The following is a 19,131-nucleotide window of genomic DNA, read 5'->3' as shown; positions in this document are numbered from 1 at the left end:
GACATTCACAGGAGATCCGCCATGAGCAGAACCCCGGTTTTAGAGATGCGCGGCATAGCCAAAACCTTTGGCCATTTTCACGCGCTAAAGGGCGTCGATTTGACGGTTTTCCCCGGTGAGATCCACGCGCTGATGGGGGAAAACGGCGCGGGGAAAAGCACGCTGATGAAGATCCTCGCGGGCGCCTACACCGCCACCGGCGGCGAGATCCGCATCGACGGCCAGCCGTTTAACATCAAAGGGCCGAAGGACGCGCTGGCGGCGGGCATTACCCTGATCTACCAGGAGATGCAGCTCGCGCCCAACCTCACCGTCGCGGAGAACATTTTTCTCGGCAGCGAGCTGTCGCGCGGCGGGCTGGTGCAGCGCAAAGAGATGGCCGCCCGGGCGCAGGCGGTGATCGACCGGCTGGGCGCACAGTTCAGCGCGACTGACCTGGTGATGAAGCTGACTATCGCCGAGCAGCAGCAGGTGGAAATAGCCCGCGCGCTGCACCGCAACAGCCGCATTCTGGTGATGGACGAACCCACCGCCGCCCTCTCCTCGCGCGAAACCCACCGCCTGTTTGAGCTGATCCTGCGCCTGCGCGACGAAGGCATGGCGATTATCTATATCAGCCACCGCATGGCGGAGGTGTACGAGCTTTCCGACCGCGTCAGCGTCCTGCGCGACGGGCAGTACGTCGGCAGCCTGACGCGCGACAGGCTCAACGCCTCCGAGCTGGTGAAGATGATGGTGGGCCGCCCGCTCAGCGACCTGTTCAACAAGGAGCGCGATATCCCGCTCGGCAGCCCGCGCCTCAACGTCCACCACCTCACCGACGGCAAAAAAGTGCAGCCGTGCAGCCTGCAGGTCCGCTCCGGCGAAATCGTCGGGCTGGCGGGGCTGGTCGGAGCCGGGCGCTCCGAGCTGGCGCAGCTGATTTTCGGCGTGCGCAAAGCCACCGGCGGAATGATTGAGGTCGACGGCGAGCCGGTGGTGATCCACTCCCCGCGCGCGGCGATTGAGAACGGCATCGGTTTTCTCACCGAGAACCGCAAGGAGCAGGGGCTGTTTCTCGAGCTGGCGGCGCAGGAGAACATCACCATGGCGACGCTGGAGCGCGACGCCACGTTCGGCATGCTCAACCGCAAAAAAGCGCAGTCGATTTCCGATGACGCCATCGCCCTGCTCAATATCCGCGTCCCGCATTCTCAGGTACGCGCGGGCGGGCTGTCCGGCGGTAATCAGCAAAAGCTGCTGATCTCCCGCTGGGTGGCGATCGGCCCGCGCATTCTGATTCTGGACGAACCCACGCGCGGCGTGGACGTCGGCGCGAAAAGCGAGATCTACCGCATCATGAACCAGATGGCGCGCAAAGGGGTGGCGATTTTGATGATCTCCAGCGAGCTGCCGGAAGTGGTGGGCATGAGCGACCGGGTCTACGTGATGCGCGAAGGCAGCATTGCGGGCGAGCTTCCTGGCCGCGACATCTCTCAGGAAAGCATCATGACGCTGGCAACCGGCGTTAACGACACTCATCACCAGGCGGTGCAACCATGACGCAAACAACCAACCCGCAGCAGGTGGCGAAATCCGCCTCCGCCAAAAAAATGCTGATGAGCGATCTGATGCAAACGGTCGGCATTTTGCCGATTCTGATCCTTATCGTGGCGGTATTTGGCTTTATTGCTCCAAACTTTTTTACCGAGAGCAACCTGCTCAACATCACCCGTCAGGCGTCGATCAACATCGTGCTGGCGGCGGGGATGACCTTCATCATCCTGACCGGCGGGATTGACCTCTCCGTCGGCTCGATTCTGGGCACCACGGCGGTTGCAGCGATGGTGGTGTCGCTCATTCCTGAGTTCGCCATGCTCTCCATTCCCGCCGCGCTGATGCTCGGCATGGTGCTGGGGCTGTTCAACGGTGCGCTGGTGGCCTTTGCCGGGCTGCCGCCGTTTATCGTCACGCTCGGCACGTATACGGCGCTGCGCGGCGCGGCCTACCTGCTGGCGGACGGCACCACGGTGATCAACTCCAACATCAGCTTCGAGTGGATCGGCAATAACTATCTCGGCCCCGTACCGTGGCTGGTGGTCATCGCGCTGGCGGTGATTGCCCTCTGCTGGTTCATCCTGCGCCGCACCACGCTCGGCGTTCACATCTACGCGGTCGGCGGCAATATGCAGGCGGCGCGTCTGACGGGCATTAAGGTCTGGCTGGTGCTGCTGTTCGTCTACGGCATGAGCGGCCTGCTCTCCGGCCTGGGCGGCGTGATGAGCGCCTCGCGCCTTTACAGCGCCAACGGCAACCTCGGTACGGGCTACGAGCTGGACGCCATTGCCGCGGTGATCCTCGGCGGCACCAGCTTCGTCGGCGGGATCGGCACGATCACCGGCACGCTGGTGGGCGCGCTGATCATCGCCACGCTCAACAACGGCATGACGCTGATGGGCGTCTCCTACTTCTGGCAGCTGGTGATCAAAGGGGCGGTGATCATCATAGCGGTGCTGATCGACAAATACCGTACCCGACACCATCAAAGTGCATAACAACAATCCCCTACGTGAGGAAGACAAGATGCGTTTAAAACCGTTAGTGACCGCGCTCTGTGCTGGCGCACTGCTCGCCGCGACGCCGTTCGCGCAGGCGAAAGACCTGAAGTCCATCGGCGTCACGGTGGGCGATTTAGCCAACCCGTTCTTCGTGCAGATCACCAAAGGCGCGGAGCTGGAAGCGCGCAAGCTGGCGGGGGACAACGTTAAGGTGACGCTGGTTTCCAGCGGTTACGATCTGGGCCAGCAGGTTTCGCAGATCGACAACTTTATCGCCGCGAAGGTGGATATGATCATCCTGAACGCTGCGGATTCGAAGGGGATCGGCCCGGCGGTGAAGCGCGCGAAAGAGGCCGGGATCGTGGTCGTCGCGGTCGACGTCGCGGCGGAAGGCGCGGACGCCACCATCACCTCCGATAACACCCAGGCGGGCGAAATGGCCTGTAAGTACATTACCGATCGCCTGAAGGGCAAAGGCAACGTGGTGATCATCAACGGACCGCCGGTCTCGGCGGTGCAAAACCGCGTGGAAGGCTGCCAGACCGAGTTTAAGCGCCACCCGGACATTAAGGTGCTCTCGGATAACCAGAACGCCAAGGGCAGCCGCGAAGGCGGGCTGGAGGTGATGACCTCCCTGCTGGCCGCCAATCCGAAGATCGACGGCGTGTTCGCAATCAACGATCCGACGGCGATCGGTGCCGATCTGGCGGCGAAGCAGGCGCAGCGCAGCGAGTTCTTTATCGTCGGCGTGGACGGCTCGCCCGACGGCGAAGAGGCGCTGAAGCGCGAAAACTCCCTGTTCGTGGCAACCCCGGCCCAGGACCCGCAGGTGATGGCGGCGAAAGCGGTGGAGATCGGCTATGACATTCTTCAGGGCAAGCCCGCGCCGAAAGAGCCGGTGCTGATCCCGGTGACGATGATCGATAAAAAGAACGTCGGCAGCTATAAGGGGTGGACGGTGAAGTAAAGGCCGTGCGCGATTTTCATTCCCTCTCCCCTTTGGGGAGAGGGCCAGGATGAGGGGAATAAACCCCATCAAATTAACAATAATTGCGATTTTTCATTACAGTTCTATTAATTTTAAATCCCCGAACTACACTCTCTTCGTCTGGCATTTTCGGTACGGGCGGCGCGGTATGCGCTCGCTTTCCGGAATGAGAAAATCACTACAGGACAAGGGAAAAATGTTCGCAGCCATTATCATCGGTATTTTCATTATTAGCGTTATCTATGCGCATTCGCGCGGCAGAGAAAAACAAACGCTCTCGCGGCAGCTTTTCGATCACTCCACGTTCATGGCGCCGATCAATATGTTCATGACCGCGTTTTCGACGCTTCCCGCAAAGCAGCCCTTCTTTGAGACGGAAAGCTTCCCGGAGCTGAAAAAGCTCACCGACAGCTGGCCGGTTATTCGCGAAGAAGCCCTGCGCCTGCAGGATCATATTAAGGCAGCACAGAATAATAACGACGCCGGTTTCAATACGTTTTTTAAGCGCGGGTGGAAGCGTTTTTATCTGAAGTGGTATGCCGACGCGCACCCGTCGGCACAGGCCCTGTGCCCCGTCACGACGAAGCTGGTCAGCGAGATCCCCTCGGTGAAGGCCGCCATGTTTGCCGAGCTGCCGGCGGGCGCCTATCTGGGCAAGCATCGCGATCCCTACGCCGGCTCGGTGCGCTACCATCTGGGCCTGTTTACGCCCAACGACGACCGCTGTTTTATCGAGGTAGACCAGCAGCGGCACAGCTGGCGCGACGGAGAGGCCGTCATTTTTGATGAGACCTACGTACACTGGGCGGAAAATAAAACGGATCGGACGCGCATCATCCTGTTCTGCGATATTGAGCGGCCGATGAAATGGCGCTGGGCGCAGGCGGTTAACCACTGGGTGGGCACGACGCTGATGTCGGCGGCCAGCTCGCCCAATGATGACGGCGATCGTACCGGCGGCATAAATCGCCTATTCAAGTACGTTCACGCGGGGCGCGAGCGCGGGCAGCGCCTGAAGAAGAAAAACCGGCGCCTCTATTACGCGCTGAAATATCTGGTCATCATTGCGATTTTCGCGGCAATTATCGTTCCTGCCGTGGTGTAATCGCCCTACGCCGCCCGCTCGGGAAGGTTAACGTCGGCGGCAAAAACGTACCCCAGCCCGCGAATGGTTTTAATCAGCGCGGGCTGGTGCGGGTTGACCTCAATTTTACGCCGCAGGCGCATAATCAACACGTCGATGGTGCGGTCAAAGACGTCGGCGCTTTCGCTGTGGGTCAGCTCGAGAAGCTGCTCGCGGCTCAGCACCCGACGGGCATTTTGCGCCAGCGCCAGCAACAGGCCGTACTCGCCCTGGGTTAACGGCACGGCGTTGCGCTGCGGATCGCTCAGCTCGCAGCGGGCGGTATCGAGCGTCCAGCCGCTGAAGGTCACGCCCGCCGCGCGAGGGGCCGGGGCTTCGGCAGCCAGCGCGCCGGTACGCCGCAGCACGGCTTTGACCCGCGCCACCACTACGCGGGGGTTGAACGGCTTACCGATGTAATCGTCCGCCCCCATCTCCAGCCCGACCACCACGTCCGACTCGCTTCCCAGGCCCGTCAGCATCACCACCGGCAGCGCCGGGCGCCGCTTTTGCAGCTGCAGTAGCACCTGTAGTCCGTTGATATCCGGCAGCATCATATCCAGCAGCACCAGGGCGATGTCCGGCTCCTGCTGGATCCGGTCAAGGGCATCCTGGCCGTTATGGCAGACCAGCACCGTAAAGACGTGCTCGTTAAGCACGTCTTTTAACAGCTCGCACACTGCCGTATCGTCATCTACCACCAGAATCGCCGGTTTCATCATCTGCTTCCGCCAGGAAATTATGTTAAGTCTGAACCATTCTGCCGATGGCTCCAGCCAATGTGTTTTTTCAGTGACGGAATTTCAACCCGCGTCACATCCGCTCCCCCTTCGACACGTCAATTTTGACGATTGCCTGTTTTTCGTCAGCGTTTTTTCCCGCAGGGGGCCGTAAAGTCAGTCAATACCCACATTAAAAACATGGCATAGAAGCTGCATAGTGGCTGCGTAAGAATTGACTAACGGGAGCAGACTGATGAAAAAAGTCGTCACGGTATGCCCGTATTGTGCCTCAGGTTGCAAGATCCACCTGGTGGTCGATAACGGCAAAATCATCCGGGCGGAAGCGGCACAGGGGAAAACCAACCAGGGAACCCTGTGCCTGAAAGGCTATTACGGCTGGGATTTTATTAACGATACGCAAATCCTCACCCCGCGCCTGAAAACCCCCATGATCCGCCGCGAGCGCGGTGGCAGGCTGGAAGCCGTCTCCTGGAGCGAGGCGCTGGACTACGTCGCCGCGCGCCTTAGCGCCATCAAGGCCAAGTATGGCCCGGATGCGATCCAAACCACCGGCTCCTCGCGCGGGACGGGAAATGAAACCAACTATGTGATGCAAAAATTCGCGCGCGCCGTTATTGGCACCAATAACGTCGACTGCTGCGCACGCGTCTGACACGGCCCCTCGGTTGCAGGTCTGCACCAGTCGGTCGGTAACGGCGCAATGAGTAATGCCATCAACGAGATAGATAACACCGATCTGGTGTTTATTTTCGGCTATAACCCGGCGGATTCTCACCCTATCGTCGCGAACCACGTTATCCGCGCTAAGCAGAACGGGGCGAAAATCATCGTCTGCGATCCGCGCAAAATTGAAACAGCGCGCATTGCGGATATGCACATTGCGCTGAAAAACGGCTCGAACATCGCGCTGTTGAACGCAATGGGACACGTCATCATTGAGGAGAATCTGTACGACCAGGCGTTTGTTGCCAGCCGCACGGAAGGTTTTGAAGAGTATCGGAAAATTGTCGAAGGCTATACGCCGGAGTCGGTCGAAGCGATAACCGGCGTCAGCGCGCAGGAGATTCGCCAGGCCGCGCGGATGTATGCAGAGGCCAAAACCGCCGCCATTCTGTGGGGCATGGGCGTGACCCAGTTCTATCAGGGTGTGGAAACCGTGCGCTCCCTGACCAGCCTCGCCATGCTGACCGGCAACCTCGGGAAGCCGCACGTCGGCGTCAACCCGGTGCGCGGCCAGAACAACGTGCAGGGCGCGTGCGACATGGGCGCGCTGCCGGATACCTATCCGGGCTATCAGTACGTCAAGTTCCCGGAAAACCGCGCTAAGTTCGCGAAGGCCTGGGGCGTGGAGAGTTTGCCGGAGCACACGGGCTACCGCATCAGCGAGCTGCCGCACCGCGCGGCGCACGGCGAGGTGCGCGCGGCCTACATCATGGGTGAAGATCCGCTCCAGACCGACGCCGAGCTTTCTGCGGTGCGCAAAGGGTTTGAGGATCTGGAGCTGGTGATTGTCCAGGATATCTTTATGACCAAAACCGCGGCGGCGGCGGACGTGATTTTACCGTCGACGTCATGGGGCGAGCATGAAGGCGTCTACACGGCGGCGGACCGCGGCTTCCAGCGCTTCTTCAAAGCGGTTGAACCGAAGTGGGACCTGAAAACCGACTGGCAGATCATCAGCGAAATCGCCACCCGCATGGGCTACCCGATGCACTACAACAACACCCAGGAGATCTGGGACGAGCTACGGCATCTGTGTCCGGATTTCTACGGCGCAACCTATGAAAAAATGGGCGAGCTGGGGTACATCCAGTGGCCGTGCCGCGAAGAGTCCGACGCCGATCAGGGCACGTCGTATCTCTTTAAAGAGAAGTTCGACACCCCGAACGGGCTGGCGCAGTTCTTCACCTGCGACTGGGTCGCGCCGATCGATAAGCTCACCGACGAGTTTCCGATGGTGCTCTCCACCGTGCGTGAGGTGGGCCACTACTCCTGCCGCTCCATGACGGGCAACTGCGCCGCGCTGGCCGCGCTGGCGGATGAGCCCGGTTACGCGCAAATCAACACCGCCGACGCGGAGCGGCTTGGCATCCAGGATGAGGCGCTGATATGGGTGAACTCGCGTAAGGGCAGGATCATTACGCGCGCCCAGGTAAGCGACAGGCCAAACAAAGGGGCGGTCTATATGACCTACCAGTGGTGGATTGGCGCCTGTAACGAGCTGGTGACCGAGAACCTCAGCCCGATAACCAAAACGCCGGAGTATAAGTACTGCGCCGTACGCGTCGAGCCGATTGCCGACCAGCGCGCCGCGGAACAGTATGTGATCGACGAATATACCAGGCTGAAGGCCCGGCTGCGCGAAAGCGCAATGGGATGAGGCCGTGAGTTAAACGCTGAATAAAGGGGATGAACTATTCATCCCCTTTTTATTTATGAATTAATCATTCCCGGATTTTATATTTATTCTGGAAGGCGTCTCGCAGGAAAAATGTAATTAGCCCAGAAAAGAATTACATCTTTGCTTTTACGTTCAGGAGAATAAGATGTGCGGCGGGTGCTTAAGACTTTCTGTCTTGAGCATTGTTGAGGGACAGAAAGTGGAAAGCCCCGGGAAATTTTCATTTACCCGAGGCTACCCCCTCAACAACCAACAAGTTGAGGGTAGCCTCTTATTCTTTTTTTGACAAGGAGTAAAAGGCATGACGCCATTAAAAGCGGTGTTAGGCATCGTTTCAATTATATGTCTGACCATCGTGATATTCGCCTTTATTAATCGCGGGAAGTTATGCGAGCTCACAATAAAAAGCGAACATCAGGAGGTGGCGGCGAAATTAGCCTGTATTTCGGGCTAACCTCATCGGGCGGAACAATCGTTCCGCCCGGCTTGAAGGATGCAGAGGTCTTAATGCACCCATTTTTTTCTTTTGTCGCCGCGATTATACTGCGCGGCACGTACCCTAATGATAAGAATCCATGAAACACATTTTACTGTTGTTGTTCGTTTTCACCTCGCTGGCGCGCGCCAACGCGATTGGCAGCCAGTATCAGGAACAGGCCGACGCGGGCGACGCGCGCGCGCAGTACTATCTGGCCGACACGTATTTTAGCTCCGGCGACAGCCAGAAGGCCGCGCAGTGGGCGGAGAAAGCGGCCAGGGGCGGCGACGTCGACGCAATGGCCCTGCTGTCGCAAATCCATTTTACGCAGGGTGATTACGTGCAGGCGAAAGCGCTTGCCCAGCAGGCGAACATTGCGGGCAGCAAGCGCGGTGCAATCATGCTGGCGCGCGTGCTGGTTAATACTCAGGCGGGCAATACCGACTATCCAAAGGCCATTGCGCTGCTGCAAACCGCCACGGAGGATCTCGACAGCGACTCGGCGGTCGATGCGCAATCCCTGCTGGGCCTGATCTATGCCAACGGCGTTGGCGTGGCCCAGGACGATGCAAAAGCCGCCGCGTGGTTTAAGCGCAGCTCGTCGCTGTCGCGAACGGGTTACGCGGAATATTGGGCGGGTATGCTGTTCCAGCAGGGTGAGAAAGGCTTTATCACGCCAAATAAACAGAAGGCGCTGTACTGGTTAAACCTGAGCTGTACCGAAGGGTTTGATACGGGGTGTGAAGAGTTTGATGCGTTGAGCGGGGAGTAGACCCCCCCTCACCCTAACCCTCTCCCCAAAGGGGAGAGGGAATAATAGAGTAGGCCCGGTAAGCGCAGCGCCACCGGCCTTTTTTTTACTACTGGTCGGCCGTCTTATCAAAACGACCCAGCACCTCGCGCTCGTACGCCAGCGCTTTCTTGCGGTCGAACTTGTGCTCCCACTTGGCAATCACCAGCACCGCCAGCGCGTTACCCACCACGTTCAGCGCGGTACGCGCCATGTCGAGGATACGGTCAACGCCTGCAATAAATGCCAGCCCTTCCAGCGGAATGCCCACGCTGCCCAGCGTCGCCAGCAGCACCACGAACGAAACGCCCGGCACGCCCGCGATCCCTTTCGAGGTCACCATCAGCGTCAGCACCAGCACGATTTCCTGCCACAGGGACAGATCGATGCCGTAAAGCTGGGCGATAAAGATAGCCGCAATACTCTGGTACAGCGTTGAGCCGTCCAGGTTAAAGGAGTAGCCGGTCGGCACCACGAAGCTGGTAATAGAGGCAGGCGCACCGTAGGCCTCCATCTTCTCGATAATACGCGGCAGCACGCTCTCGGAGCTTGCCGTCGAGTACGCCAGAATCAGCTCATCCTTCAGGATGCGGATCAGGATCCAGATGCTCAGCCCGCACAGGCGCGCCACGATGCCGAGCACCACCAGCGCAAAGAACAGGATCGCGAAATGAACCAGGATAACCAGCTTCGCCAGCGGCCACAGGGAGGCAAAGCCGAAGTTCGCCACCGTCACCGCGATCAGCGCAAATACACCGACCGGCGCGTAGCGCATCACCATGTGGGTCACTTTGAACATGGTTTCAGAGATAGAGCGGAACACGGTCACCAGCGGCTCGCGGTGGGTCGCCGGGAGGGATGAGAGGCCCAGGCCGAACAGCACCGAGAAGAAGATGATCGGCAGCATTTCGCCTTTCGCCATGGACGCCACGATATTGGTCGGCACCAGCGAGAGAATGGTCCCCATCAGCCCGTGCGCATGGCTCTGCACGTCAGCGGTTGTGCTTTGGTATTTCGAAATATCCACCGTGGCCAGCTGCGACATATCGATCCCGGAACCGGGCTGGAACACGTTCGCCAGCGTGATGCCAAGAATGATGGCCACCGTAGTGATCACTTCGAAATAGATAATGGTCTTCGCGCCGATACGCCCGAGCTGCTTCGCATCGCCCACGCCGGCAATGCCAACCACCAGCGTAGAAATCACGATCGGGACAACAATCATCTTAATAAGATGAATAAAAATATCGCCTGCCGGGGAAAGCAGGTTCGCGATCAGCCATTCGCGGCTGTCGCTGTGATAGTGGAGGTAACTGCCCAGTAAGATGCCCAGCACAAGGGCCAGCAGGATTTGCCAGGCCAGGCTGATTTTTACATTTTTCATAAAAACTGACTTCCTCAATGAAATCTCCGCACCACCGAACTGCATGAATAGGGAGACATACTGAAAGGGTATGTATTGTGTTGCGTTGGTTTATGGGATTTTTTAACGCGGCGTATGAGTATCATCTGCACGGCATGCTGCGCAAGCCTTAAAGAACGAGGCATTTCACTGCAAAAAGGGGCTATGACACGAATTTGTAATAATTCGCATAAATAACCATTTGTTATAAAAACGCTTTTTTTCACCTAAATGTGAATAATCGTCCGCATAAATTATTTCCCTTCAAAGTTTCATTCGCTCATTTTTCAATCGATTCAGACAATGCGTGATCTGTCGCCCAAATACTAAACAAAGCTTGTAAAGACCCTACTCTTAACGTTTTTGCGACATATTATTAACATCTTACAAGGAGAAAAAAAGCCATGAGCCAAATCCATAAACACGACATTCCCGCAAACATTGCGGACCGTTGCCTGATAAACCCGGAGCAGTACCACGAGAAGTATCAGCAATCCCTTTCCAGCCCGGACGCCTTCTGGGGCGAGCAGGGCCACATCCTTGATTGGATCAAACCGTATCAGAAGGTGAAAAACACCTCCTTTGCGCCGGGCAACGTCTCCATTAAATGGTATGAAGACGGCACGCTGAACCTGGCCGCAAACTGCCTGGACCGCCACCTTGCCGAGCGCGGCAATGAAACGGCCATTATCTGGGAAGGCGACGACGCCTCTCAAAGCAAGCACATCACCTATAAAGCGCTGCACCGCGACGTGTGCCGCTTCGCCAACGTCCTGCTGGAAAGAGGCATTAAAAAGGGCGACGTCGTCGCTATCTATATGCCGATGGTGCCGGAAGCCGCCGTGGCGATGCTGGCCTGCGCGCGCATCGGTGCCATTCACTCGGTGATCTTTGGCGGCTTCTCGCCGGAAGCGGTTGCCGGGCGAATCGTCGACTCCAGCTCGAAGCTGGTGATCACGGCCGACGAGGGCCTGCGCGCCGGGCGCGGCATTCCGCTGAAGAAAAACGTCGACGAGGCGCTGAAAAACCCGAACGTCAACACGGTCAGCAACGTCATCGTCCTCAAGCGTACCGGGGGAAACATTGACTGGCACGAGGGGCGCGACCTCTGGTGGAGCGATCTGATTGAAAAAGCGAGCGACCAGCACCAGCCGGAAGAGATGAACGCGGAAGATCCGCTGTTTATCCTTTATACCTCCGGCTCAACCGGCAAGCCCAAGGGCGTGCTGCACACCACGGGCGGCTATCTGGTCTATGCGGCGACCACGTTCAAATACGTATTCGACTACCATCCGGGCGACATTTACTGGTGCACCGCCGACGTCGGCTGGGTCACCGGCCACAGCTACCTGCTGTACGGCCCGCTGGCCTGCGGCGCCACCACGCTGATGTTTGAGGGCGTACCGAACTGGCCGACCCCGGCGCGCATGTGCCAGGTGGTCGATAAGCACCAGGTTAATATTCTCTACACCGCGCCAACCGCGATCCGCGCGCTGATGGCGGAAGGCGACAAGGCCATCGAAGGTACCGACCGCTCGTCCCTGCGCATCCTCGGGTCCGTGGGCGAGCCGATCAACCCGGAAGCGTGGGAGTGGTACTGGAAGAAGATCGGCAACGAAAAATGCCCGGTCATGGACACCTGGTGGCAGACCGAGACCGGCGGCTTCATGATCACCCCGATGCCGGGGGCGACGGAGCTGAAAGCGGGTTCGGCAACGCGTCCGTTCTTCGGCGTGCAGCCCGCGCTGGTGGATAACGAGGGTAATCCGCAGGAAGGCGCGACCGAAGGCAACCTGGTGATCGTGGATTCCTGGCCCGGACAGGCGCGCACGCTGTATGGCGATCACGAGCGCTTCGAGCAGACCTACTTCTCGACCTTTAAGAACATGTACTTCAGCGGCGACGGCGCGCGCCGCGATGAGGACGGCTACTACTGGATCACCGGGCGCGTGGACGACGTGCTGAACGTCTCCGGCCACCGCCTGGGCACCGCGGAGATTGAATCCGCGCTGGTGTCCCATCCGAAGATTGCCGAAGCCGCGGTGGTCGGCATTCCGCACAATATTAAAGGCCAGGCGATTTACGCCTACGTCACGCTGAACCACGGCGAAGAGCCGTCGCCGGAGCTGTACGCGGACGTGCGCAACTGGGTGCGTAAAGAGATTGGCCCGCTCGCCACGCCGGACGTACTGCACTGGACCGACTCGCTGCCGAAAACCCGCTCCGGCAAAATTATGCGCCGCATTCTGCGCAAAATCGCGGCGGGCGATACCAGCAACCTCGGCGATACCTCAACGCTCGCCGATCCTGGCGTGGTGGACAAACTGCTCGAAGAGAAGCAGGCCATCGCAATGCCTTCGTAACCCCTCACCCTACCCCTCTCCCCTTAGGGGAGAGGGAATAAAAACAACCCTCCCCAAAGGATTTCGCGTTGCAGGAAGGCGGCAAGCGAGAACATCCCCAGGAGCATAGTTCACTATGTGACTGGGGTGGTCGAGTGCGGCCAACGCACCTGCGGCGTGAAAGACGAAGGGGAACCTCTGGAGACTCTGTGATGAATAACGATATTTGTCAGCAGATAGAGAACAGTGCGCACTACAGGGAGCTCGTCGAAAAACGGCAACGGTTTGCCTTCTTACTTTCCATCATCATGCTGGTTATCTACGTCGGCTTTATTCTGCTGATCGCCTTTGCCCCGCACTGGCTCGGCACGCCGCTGCACGCGGGAACCAGCGTCACGCGCGGCATCCCGATTGGGATCGGCGTGATTGTGATTTCGTTTGTACTGACCGGCGTCTACGTCTGGCGCGCTAACGGCGAATTTGATCGTCTTAATAAAGAAGTCCTGCGCGAGGTAAAAGCATCATGAAGCGAGTTCTGACGGCGCTTGCCGCCACACTGCCCTTTGCAGCGAACGCTGCGGATGCCATTACCGGCGAGGTTCAGCGCCAGCCCACCAACTGGCAGGCGATCATTATGTTCCTGATTTTCGTCCTGCTGACGCTGTACATTACCTACTGGGCCTCAAAGCGCGTGCGCTCGCGCAACGATTACTACACCGCGGGCGGCAACATCACAGGCTTCCAGAACGGGCTGGCGATTGCGGGAGATTTTATGTCCGCGGCGTCGTTCCTCGGGATCTCCGCGCTGGTTTATACCTCCGGCTACGACGGCCTGATCTACTCCCTCGGCTTCCTCGTCGGCTGGCCGATTATCCTGTTCCTCATTGCCGAACGCCTGCGCAACCTCGGGCGCTATACCTTCGCGGACGTCGCCTCCTACCGCCTGAAACAGGGGCCGATTCGCTCCCTCTCCGCCTGCGGCTCGCTGGTGGTGGTGGCGCTGTACCTGATTGCGCAGATGGTTGGCGCGGGCAAGCTCATCGAGCTGCTGTTCGGCCTGAACTACCACGTTGCGGTGGTGCTGGTCGGCGTGCTGATGGTGATGTACGTACTGTTCGGCGGCATGCTGGCCACTACGTGGGTGCAGATCATCAAAGCGGTCCTGCTGCTGTTCGGCGCCAGCTTTATGGCCTTTATGGTCATGAAGCACGTCGGCTTTAGCTTCAATAACCTGTTCACCGAAGCGATGGCGGTACACCCGAAAGGGGAAGCGATCATGAGCCCGGGCGGGCTGGTGAAAGACCCAATATCCGCGCTCTCGCTCGGCCTGGGGCTAATGTTTGGTACGGCGGGCCTGCCGCACATCCTGATGCGTTTCTTCACCGTGAGCGACGCGCGCGAAGCACGCAAGAGCGTCTTCTACGCCACCGGCTTTATGGGTTATTTCTATATCCTGACCTTTATCATCGGCTTCGGCGCGATCATGCTGGTGGGGGCGAACCCGGCGTTTAAAGACGCGGCGGGCGCGCTGATTGGCGGTAACAACATGGCGGCGGTGCATCTGGCCGACGCGGTTGGCGGCAACCTGTTCCTCGGCTTTATCTCCGCCGTGGCCTTCGCCACCATTCTTGCGGTGGTTGCGGGTTTAACGCTGGCCGGGGCGTCGGCGGTTTCGCATGACCTCTACGCCAACGTCTTCCGCAAAGGCGCGAGCGAGCGCGACGAGCTGAAGGTGTCTAAAATCACCGTGCTGGTGCTGGGCGTGGTAGCGATCCTGCTGGGCATTCTGTTCGAGAAGCAGAACATCGCCTTTATGGTGGGGCTGGCCTTCTCGATTGCGGCAAGCTGCAACTTCCCGATCATCCTGCTTTCCATGTACTGGTCGAAGCTGACCACGCGCGGCGCGATGATTGGCGGCTGGCTGGGCCTGCTGATGGCGGTGATTTTGATGATCCTCGGCCCGACGATTTGGGTGCAGATCCTCGGCCACGAAAGCGCCATCTTCCCGTATGAATACCCGGCGCTGTTCTCCATTGCCGTGGCGTTCATCGGCATCTGGTTCTTCTCGGCCACCGACAACTCGCCGGAGGGCAACCTGGAGCGCGAGAAATTCCGCGCCCAGTTTATCCGCTCGCAAACCGGTCTTGGCGTTGAGCAGGGCCGCGCGCACTAAGCATCACTCCCCGGCCGCAGGGCCGGGGAATTAAAACATCACCCACGCCACCAGCGGCGCAATCAGCACCATCACCACGCCCGAAAGCATCATCACCAGGCTGGCGACCACGCCCTCCTGCTGGCCGATCTCGTACGAGCGCGCCGTGCCCGCCCCGTGCGACGCCGCGCCAAACCCCGCCCCTTTCGCCATCCCTTCCCGAATGGAAAGCCGCAGAAACAGCACGTCGCCCACCGCCATGCCAAACACCCCCGTCACCACCACAAACAGCGCCACCAGATCCGGCTGGCCGCCGAGCGGTTTTGCCGCCGCGAGGGCAAAGGGCGTCGTGACCGAGCGCACCGCCAGGCTGCGCTGGATTTCATCCGAGAGGGTAAACAGCCGCGCCAGCCAGACCGAGCTGCACACCGCCACCACCGTGGCGGTAATGACGCCCGCGCTGAGCGACAGCCAGTGGCGCCGGATGATCGCCAGGTTGTCGTAGACCGGCACCGCAAACGCGATGGTCGCCGGGCCGAGCAGCCACAGCAGCCAGTGGGATTCCCCAATGTAGTTTTGCCAGGAGATATGCCCGAAGACCAGCATCAGCACCAGCAGGATGGGCGTGAACACCAGCGGCATCAGCGGCAGGGCGTGAAAACGTCGATACAGCCGCTTGTTGGCAAAGTAGATGGCCAGCGTGGCGATCAGGCACAGGACGCTAATCTGGAAGTTAGTCATGCTTCTGCCTGCTGATTTCAAACCGGTACACTTTATCCACCACCCATGCGGTGGTGCCGAGCACCATCAGCGTGCTCAGGGCGATCACCGCGAAGATGCGCCAGCCGTCGACCATTAGCAATTGGGCGTAATTCACCACCGCCACCACGGCGGGCACGAAAAACAGCAGCATCTCCGCCAGCAGCCAGCGCGCGCCCGCGCGCACCCAGCTCAGGGGAACGATGCGGCAAAGGATGAGCGTGAGCATCAGCACCATCCCCACCAGGTTGGCGGGAAGCGGCAGGTGCAGCCAGCTAACGAGATATTCAGCAAAGACAAACAGCCCTGCGTAGAGCAGAACCTGAACCGGGACCTGGAGTCGTTGCACAACGGCAGGCGTAACGCGACCTAACGCCACGGCCATGGGTGATTTCCTCAAAAATGAGACGGAGCGCCAGTATAGAGAGCGCACGTCGGTGAAAGAAATGAATTAAAATCATCGAAGGTATAGTTCCGAGGAATAATCATGGACATAAGAACGCTGCGCTATTTTGTCGAGGTGGTTCGCCAGCAAAGTTTTACCCGCGCAGCGGAGAAGTTGTTTGTTACCCAGCCCACCATCAGCAAAATGCTGAAAAACCTCGAGGATGAACTGAACTGCACCCTGCTGATCCGCGACGGGCGCAAGCTGCTGCTGACCGATACCGGGCGCGTGGTGTTTGAGCGCGGCCTGGCGATTCTGGCGGAGTTTCGCCAGCTCGAGGCGGAGCTGGGCGACATCAACCACCTCAGCAAGGGCCTGCTGCGGCTCGGCATTCCGCCGATGGTCGGCATGATGATGGCCGGGCCCATCAGCCTGTTTCGCCAGCGCTACCCCGGCGTCGAGCTAAAAATTTCCGAATTTGGCGGCCTGACCGTGCAGCAGGCGGTGATCAACGGCGAGCTGGACGTGGCGATGACCGCCCTGCCCGTCGAGGAGGAGAGCGGCCTGGCGACGCTATCGCTGTTCAGCCATCCGCTGTGCGTGCTGGTGCCCCGCTCCGGCGACTGGATGCACATCGATTCGGTAAAGCCAGAGGTGCTCGCCGAGCATCCCCTGCTGATCTACAACGAAGATTTTGCCCTCAGCCGCCAGCTGATGGCGCTGTTCAGCCAGCACAACGTGAAGCCGCGGATTGCGGTGCGCAGCGGCCAGTGGGATTTCCTGGCGGCCATGGTGGAGGCGGGGGTGGGCATTGCGATCCTGCCGCAGCCCATCTGCGAGCGGCTGGATAAAAACACGCTGCGCTGGGTTCCGCTGGAGAGCGATTTGCGCTGGCAGCTCGGCATGATTTGGCGCGAAGGGGTCTATTTATCGCATAGCGCGCAGGCGTGGCTGGAGTGCTGTAAGGGGTTTTGGGTCCCCTCACCCCAACCCCTCTCCCCATAGGGGCGAGGGGCTCGATCGGTTCCTTCAACCCTATAGAGAAAGGGCCAGGGCGAGGGGCTCGTTCGGTTCCTTCTCCCCTATGGGGAGAGGGCTAGGGTGAGGGGCTCGTTCGGTTCCTTCTCCCCTACAGGGAAAGGGCCAGAGTGAGGGGCTCGTTCGGTTCCCTCTCCCCTATGGGGAGAGGGCTAGGGTGAGGGGCTCGTTCGGTGCCCTCTCCCCCATGGGGAGAGGGCCAAAGCACGCTACTGATTATCGATTAACAACGCTTCCAGCAGGTCCAGATCGTGCAGCAGCTTTTGCAGCGTCTCGTTGCTGATCTGGCGCGTGGCGCGCAGGTGGTACAGCTCGGCGCGCTCCGAACGCAGCGCCGCCAGGCGGAAGCGGCGCTCCAGGTTCTCTTCCTGCTGCGAGCTTTCCACGTCGTTACGTCCGTCCGCGCGGCGGCGCAGGTTACCAATCACGCGCGAACTCACTTCGGTCAGCAGCTGATTGTCGATGTTCTCTTCCGCGTCCGCTGCAAGACGTTCTTCCATTTTCTGGATGGCCACAATCGCCACTTCTGCCGTGGCGGCGCGGGCAATGCGCTCCTCCTTATGCTGCTGGGTGTGGTCGCCCACCTCCAGGTGCTGGAGCAGAATAGGCAGCATCACCACGCCCACAAACAGCGAGAACAAAATTACGCCCGCCGCCAGGAACACCAGCTCGTAGCGCGCCGGGAAGACGTCTCCGGTGGGCAGCAGCAGCGGAATGGAGAGCACACCGGCAAGGGTAATCGCCCCGCGCACGCCCGCGAAAGAGGCGATAAGCAGCTCGCGCGTGGTCCACGAGCCGAACTCCATCGGCTTTTTCTTCAGGAAGCGCTGGCTGAAGTTTTTCATCGTCCACAGCCAGCCGAAGCGCACCAGCATCAGCGCCATGTAGATCAGCACGATGTCGGTAAACAGCATCCAGGTTTCAACGTTCGGGTCGGCTTCTGCCGCCACCAGCGAGGACTCCAGAATGCCCGGCAGCTGCAGGCCCAACAGCAGGAACACCATACCGTTAAACACAAACTCCAGCATCGCCCAGGTGCTGTTGGCGCGCAGGCGCATTGCCAGCGGTGCGGTGCGCATCACGCCGGAACGGGTGATGGTCATCCCCGCCGCGACGGCCGCCAGGATGCCCGACACGCCGATGTGTTCGGCAATCAGGTATGAGGCAAACGGCAGCAGGAACAGCAGCACGATTTGCGTGGCGGGCTCATCGCCGCCCCAGCGGCTGAGGAAGCGCAGCGAACGGCCGTACAGCCAGCTGACCACAAACCCGGCCAGGATGCCGCCAATCGCGACCTTGAAAAATTCCAGCGTCGCGCCGCCGACGGTAAAGACCATCGTTCCCATGGCGACCGCCACGGCAAACTTCAGGGCCACCAGGCCGGAGGCATCGTTCATCAGCGCCTCGCCCTGCAAAATGCCCATAATTTTCTTTGGAATACGCCCCTCGCCGACGATGCCGGAGAGCGCCACGGCGTCGGTTGGCGACAGCACGGCGGCCAGCGCGAAGGCCGGGATCAGGGGAATGCCCGGCACCGCCCAGTAGATCAGGAACCCTATCCCAACCACGGTGACGATAACCAGCGCCAGCGCCAGGCCGAAGATCTCCCGGCCGTGCTCCAGGAACTCGCGCGTGGGCGTTTTCCAGCCGTCGGCAAACAGCAGCGGCGGAATGAACAACACGAGGAACAGCTCGGGGTCGAACTCAACGTGCAGGCCAAACGTCGGCCACGCCAGCAGCGCGCCGATAGCAATTTGCATTAATGGCAGGGGTAACTGAAAGGGCAGTACGCGTGTAACCACCCCGGATAGTGAGACCACAAGGGTCATGATGAGTATTGTGAAGAAGATTTCCATGCGTTCCCTGTTTGCAGCGTTTCTTATGTACTTCGAAAGGCGTCGTGCCTTTTATTATATCTTCCTCAGAGTAACGCAAAAGGCAACGGGATGGGGGCTGAAAATGAAAAACGGGCGGCCTGAGCCACCCGTTTTCG

The 19,131-nt window shown here is 59.5% G+C and carries 16 protein-coding genes; 11 read left to right on the top strand and 5 right to left on the bottom strand.

Annotation, left to right across the window (positions count from 1 at the left end; translation table 11 throughout):
* Nucleotides 1–21: 21 nt before the first annotated feature.
* The 4 genes from V1599_RS04665 to lpxO all read left to right on the top strand — a co-directional run bounded on the left by V1599_RS04665 (nt 22) and on the right by lpxO (nt 4,630).
* Nucleotides 22–1,542, top strand: coding sequence for a sugar ABC transporter ATP-binding protein (locus tag V1599_RS04665; protein ID WP_395301086.1), 1,521 nt, complete (start codon nt 22–24; stop codon nt 1,540–1,542).
* The gene (locus V1599_RS04660; protein ID WP_112013218.1) at nt 1,539–2,534 is read left to right on the top strand and encodes a ribose ABC transporter permease; all 996 of its coding nucleotides are present in this window, start codon (nt 1,539–1,541) and stop codon (nt 2,532–2,534) included. The genes V1599_RS04665 and V1599_RS04660 overlap by 4 nt, the downstream gene beginning before the upstream one ends.
* 28 nt (nt 2,535–2,562) lie before the next feature.
* Complete coding sequence (locus tag V1599_RS04655; protein ID WP_395301085.1) at nt 2,563–3,504, top strand: ABC transporter substrate-binding protein; 942 nt, start codon at nt 2,563–2,565, stop codon at nt 3,502–3,504.
* A gap of 217 nt (nt 3,505–3,721) precedes the next feature.
* Entirely contained in the window at nt 3,722–4,630 is a 909-nt protein-coding gene (gene lpxO / locus V1599_RS04650; protein ID WP_112013220.1) for a lipid A hydroxylase LpxO, read from the top strand.
* A gap of 5 nt (nt 4,631–4,635) precedes the next feature.
* Here the strand turns inward: lpxO and V1599_RS04645 are convergent, their stop codons facing one another.
* Nucleotides 4,636–5,367 carry a response regulator gene (locus V1599_RS04645; RefSeq protein ID WP_112013221.1) on the bottom strand — a complete coding sequence of 244 codons (732 nt, stop codon included), beginning with the start codon at nt 5,365–5,367 and terminating at the stop codon, nt 4,636–4,638.
* Nucleotides 5,368–5,623: 256 nt separating this feature from the next.
* On the opposite strand from V1599_RS04645, the gene fdhF reads away from it, so the two are divergent.
* The 3 genes from fdhF (at nt 5,624) to V1599_RS04630 (ending at nt 9,042) form a co-directional block, all read left to right on the top strand.
* Nucleotides 5,624–7,771, top strand: coding sequence for a formate dehydrogenase subunit alpha (gene fdhF / locus V1599_RS04640; protein ID WP_395301084.1), 2,148 nt, complete (start codon nt 5,624–5,626; stop codon nt 7,769–7,771).
* 322 nt (nt 7,772–8,093) lie between these two features.
* A complete protein-coding gene (locus tag V1599_RS04635; RefSeq protein ID WP_371186784.1) occupies nt 8,094–8,246 on the top strand; it encodes a Hok/Gef family protein in 153 nt (50 codons plus the stop codon).
* Nucleotides 8,247–8,367: 121 nt separating this feature from the next.
* A complete protein-coding gene (locus tag V1599_RS04630) occupies nt 8,368–9,042 on the top strand; it encodes a tetratricopeptide repeat protein (RefSeq protein ID WP_395301083.1) in 675 nt (224 codons plus the stop codon).
* An 88-nt stretch (nt 9,043–9,130) separates the two neighbouring features.
* Here V1599_RS04630 and gltP read toward each other — a convergent pair whose 3' ends face one another.
* Complete coding sequence (gltP, locus tag V1599_RS04625) at nt 9,131–10,444, bottom strand: glutamate/aspartate:proton symporter GltP (RefSeq protein WP_112013225.1); 1,314 nt, start codon at nt 10,442–10,444, stop codon at nt 9,131–9,133.
* A gap of 422 nt (nt 10,445–10,866) precedes the next feature.
* On the opposite strand from gltP, the gene acs reads away from it, so the two are divergent.
* The 3 genes from acs to actP all read left to right on the top strand — a co-directional run bounded on the left by acs (nt 10,867) and on the right by actP (nt 14,977).
* Nucleotides 10,867–12,825: an acetate--CoA ligase gene (gene acs / locus V1599_RS04620; protein ID WP_395301082.1), complete on the top strand. Its 1,959-nt coding sequence runs from the start codon at nt 10,867–10,869 to the stop codon at nt 12,823–12,825.
* Nucleotides 12,826–13,016: 191 nt separating this feature from the next.
* Nucleotides 13,017–13,331 (top strand): DUF485 domain-containing protein, encoded by a 315-nt coding sequence (locus V1599_RS04615; RefSeq protein WP_112013227.1) that lies wholly within the window; start codon nt 13,017–13,019, stop codon nt 13,329–13,331.
* Nucleotides 13,328–14,977 carry a cation/acetate symporter ActP gene (gene actP, locus V1599_RS04610; RefSeq protein WP_395301081.1) on the top strand — a complete coding sequence of 550 codons (1,650 nt, stop codon included), beginning with the start codon at nt 13,328–13,330 and terminating at the stop codon, nt 14,975–14,977. Before V1599_RS04615 ends, actP begins: the two co-directional genes overlap by 4 nt.
* A gap of 30 nt (nt 14,978–15,007) precedes the next feature.
* Here the strand turns inward: actP and V1599_RS04605 are convergent, their stop codons facing one another.
* Nucleotides 15,008–15,697, bottom strand: coding sequence for an LrgB family protein (locus V1599_RS04605; protein ID WP_395301080.1), 690 nt, complete (start codon nt 15,695–15,697; stop codon nt 15,008–15,010).
* A complete protein-coding gene (locus tag V1599_RS04600) occupies nt 15,690–16,100 on the bottom strand; it encodes a CidA/LrgA family protein (RefSeq protein ID WP_112013230.1) in 411 nt (136 codons plus the stop codon). Before V1599_RS04600 ends, V1599_RS04605 begins: the two co-directional genes overlap by 8 nt.
* A 102-nt stretch (nt 16,101–16,202) precedes the next feature.
* Between V1599_RS04600 and V1599_RS04595 the strand changes: the two genes are divergently transcribed.
* Entirely contained in the window at nt 16,203–17,105 is a 903-nt protein-coding gene (locus V1599_RS04595) for a LysR family transcriptional regulator (RefSeq protein WP_395301079.1), read from the top strand.
* Between the two features lie 242 nt (nt 17,106–17,347).
* Here V1599_RS04595 and V1599_RS04590 read toward each other — a convergent pair whose 3' ends face one another.
* Nucleotides 17,348–18,994: a Na+/H+ antiporter gene (locus V1599_RS04590; RefSeq protein ID WP_395301078.1), complete on the bottom strand. Its 1,647-nt coding sequence runs from the start codon at nt 18,992–18,994 to the stop codon at nt 17,348–17,350.
* Nucleotides 18,995–19,131 lie beyond the last annotated feature (137 nt).

Source organism: Enterobacter sp. ECC-175 (genome assembly GCF_043968675.1).
GTDB lineage: Bacteria > Pseudomonadota > Gammaproteobacteria > Enterobacterales > Enterobacteriaceae > Enterobacter.
Note: the sequence above shows the minus strand (reverse complement) of the source record. Positions and strands in the feature narration are given on the sequence as shown.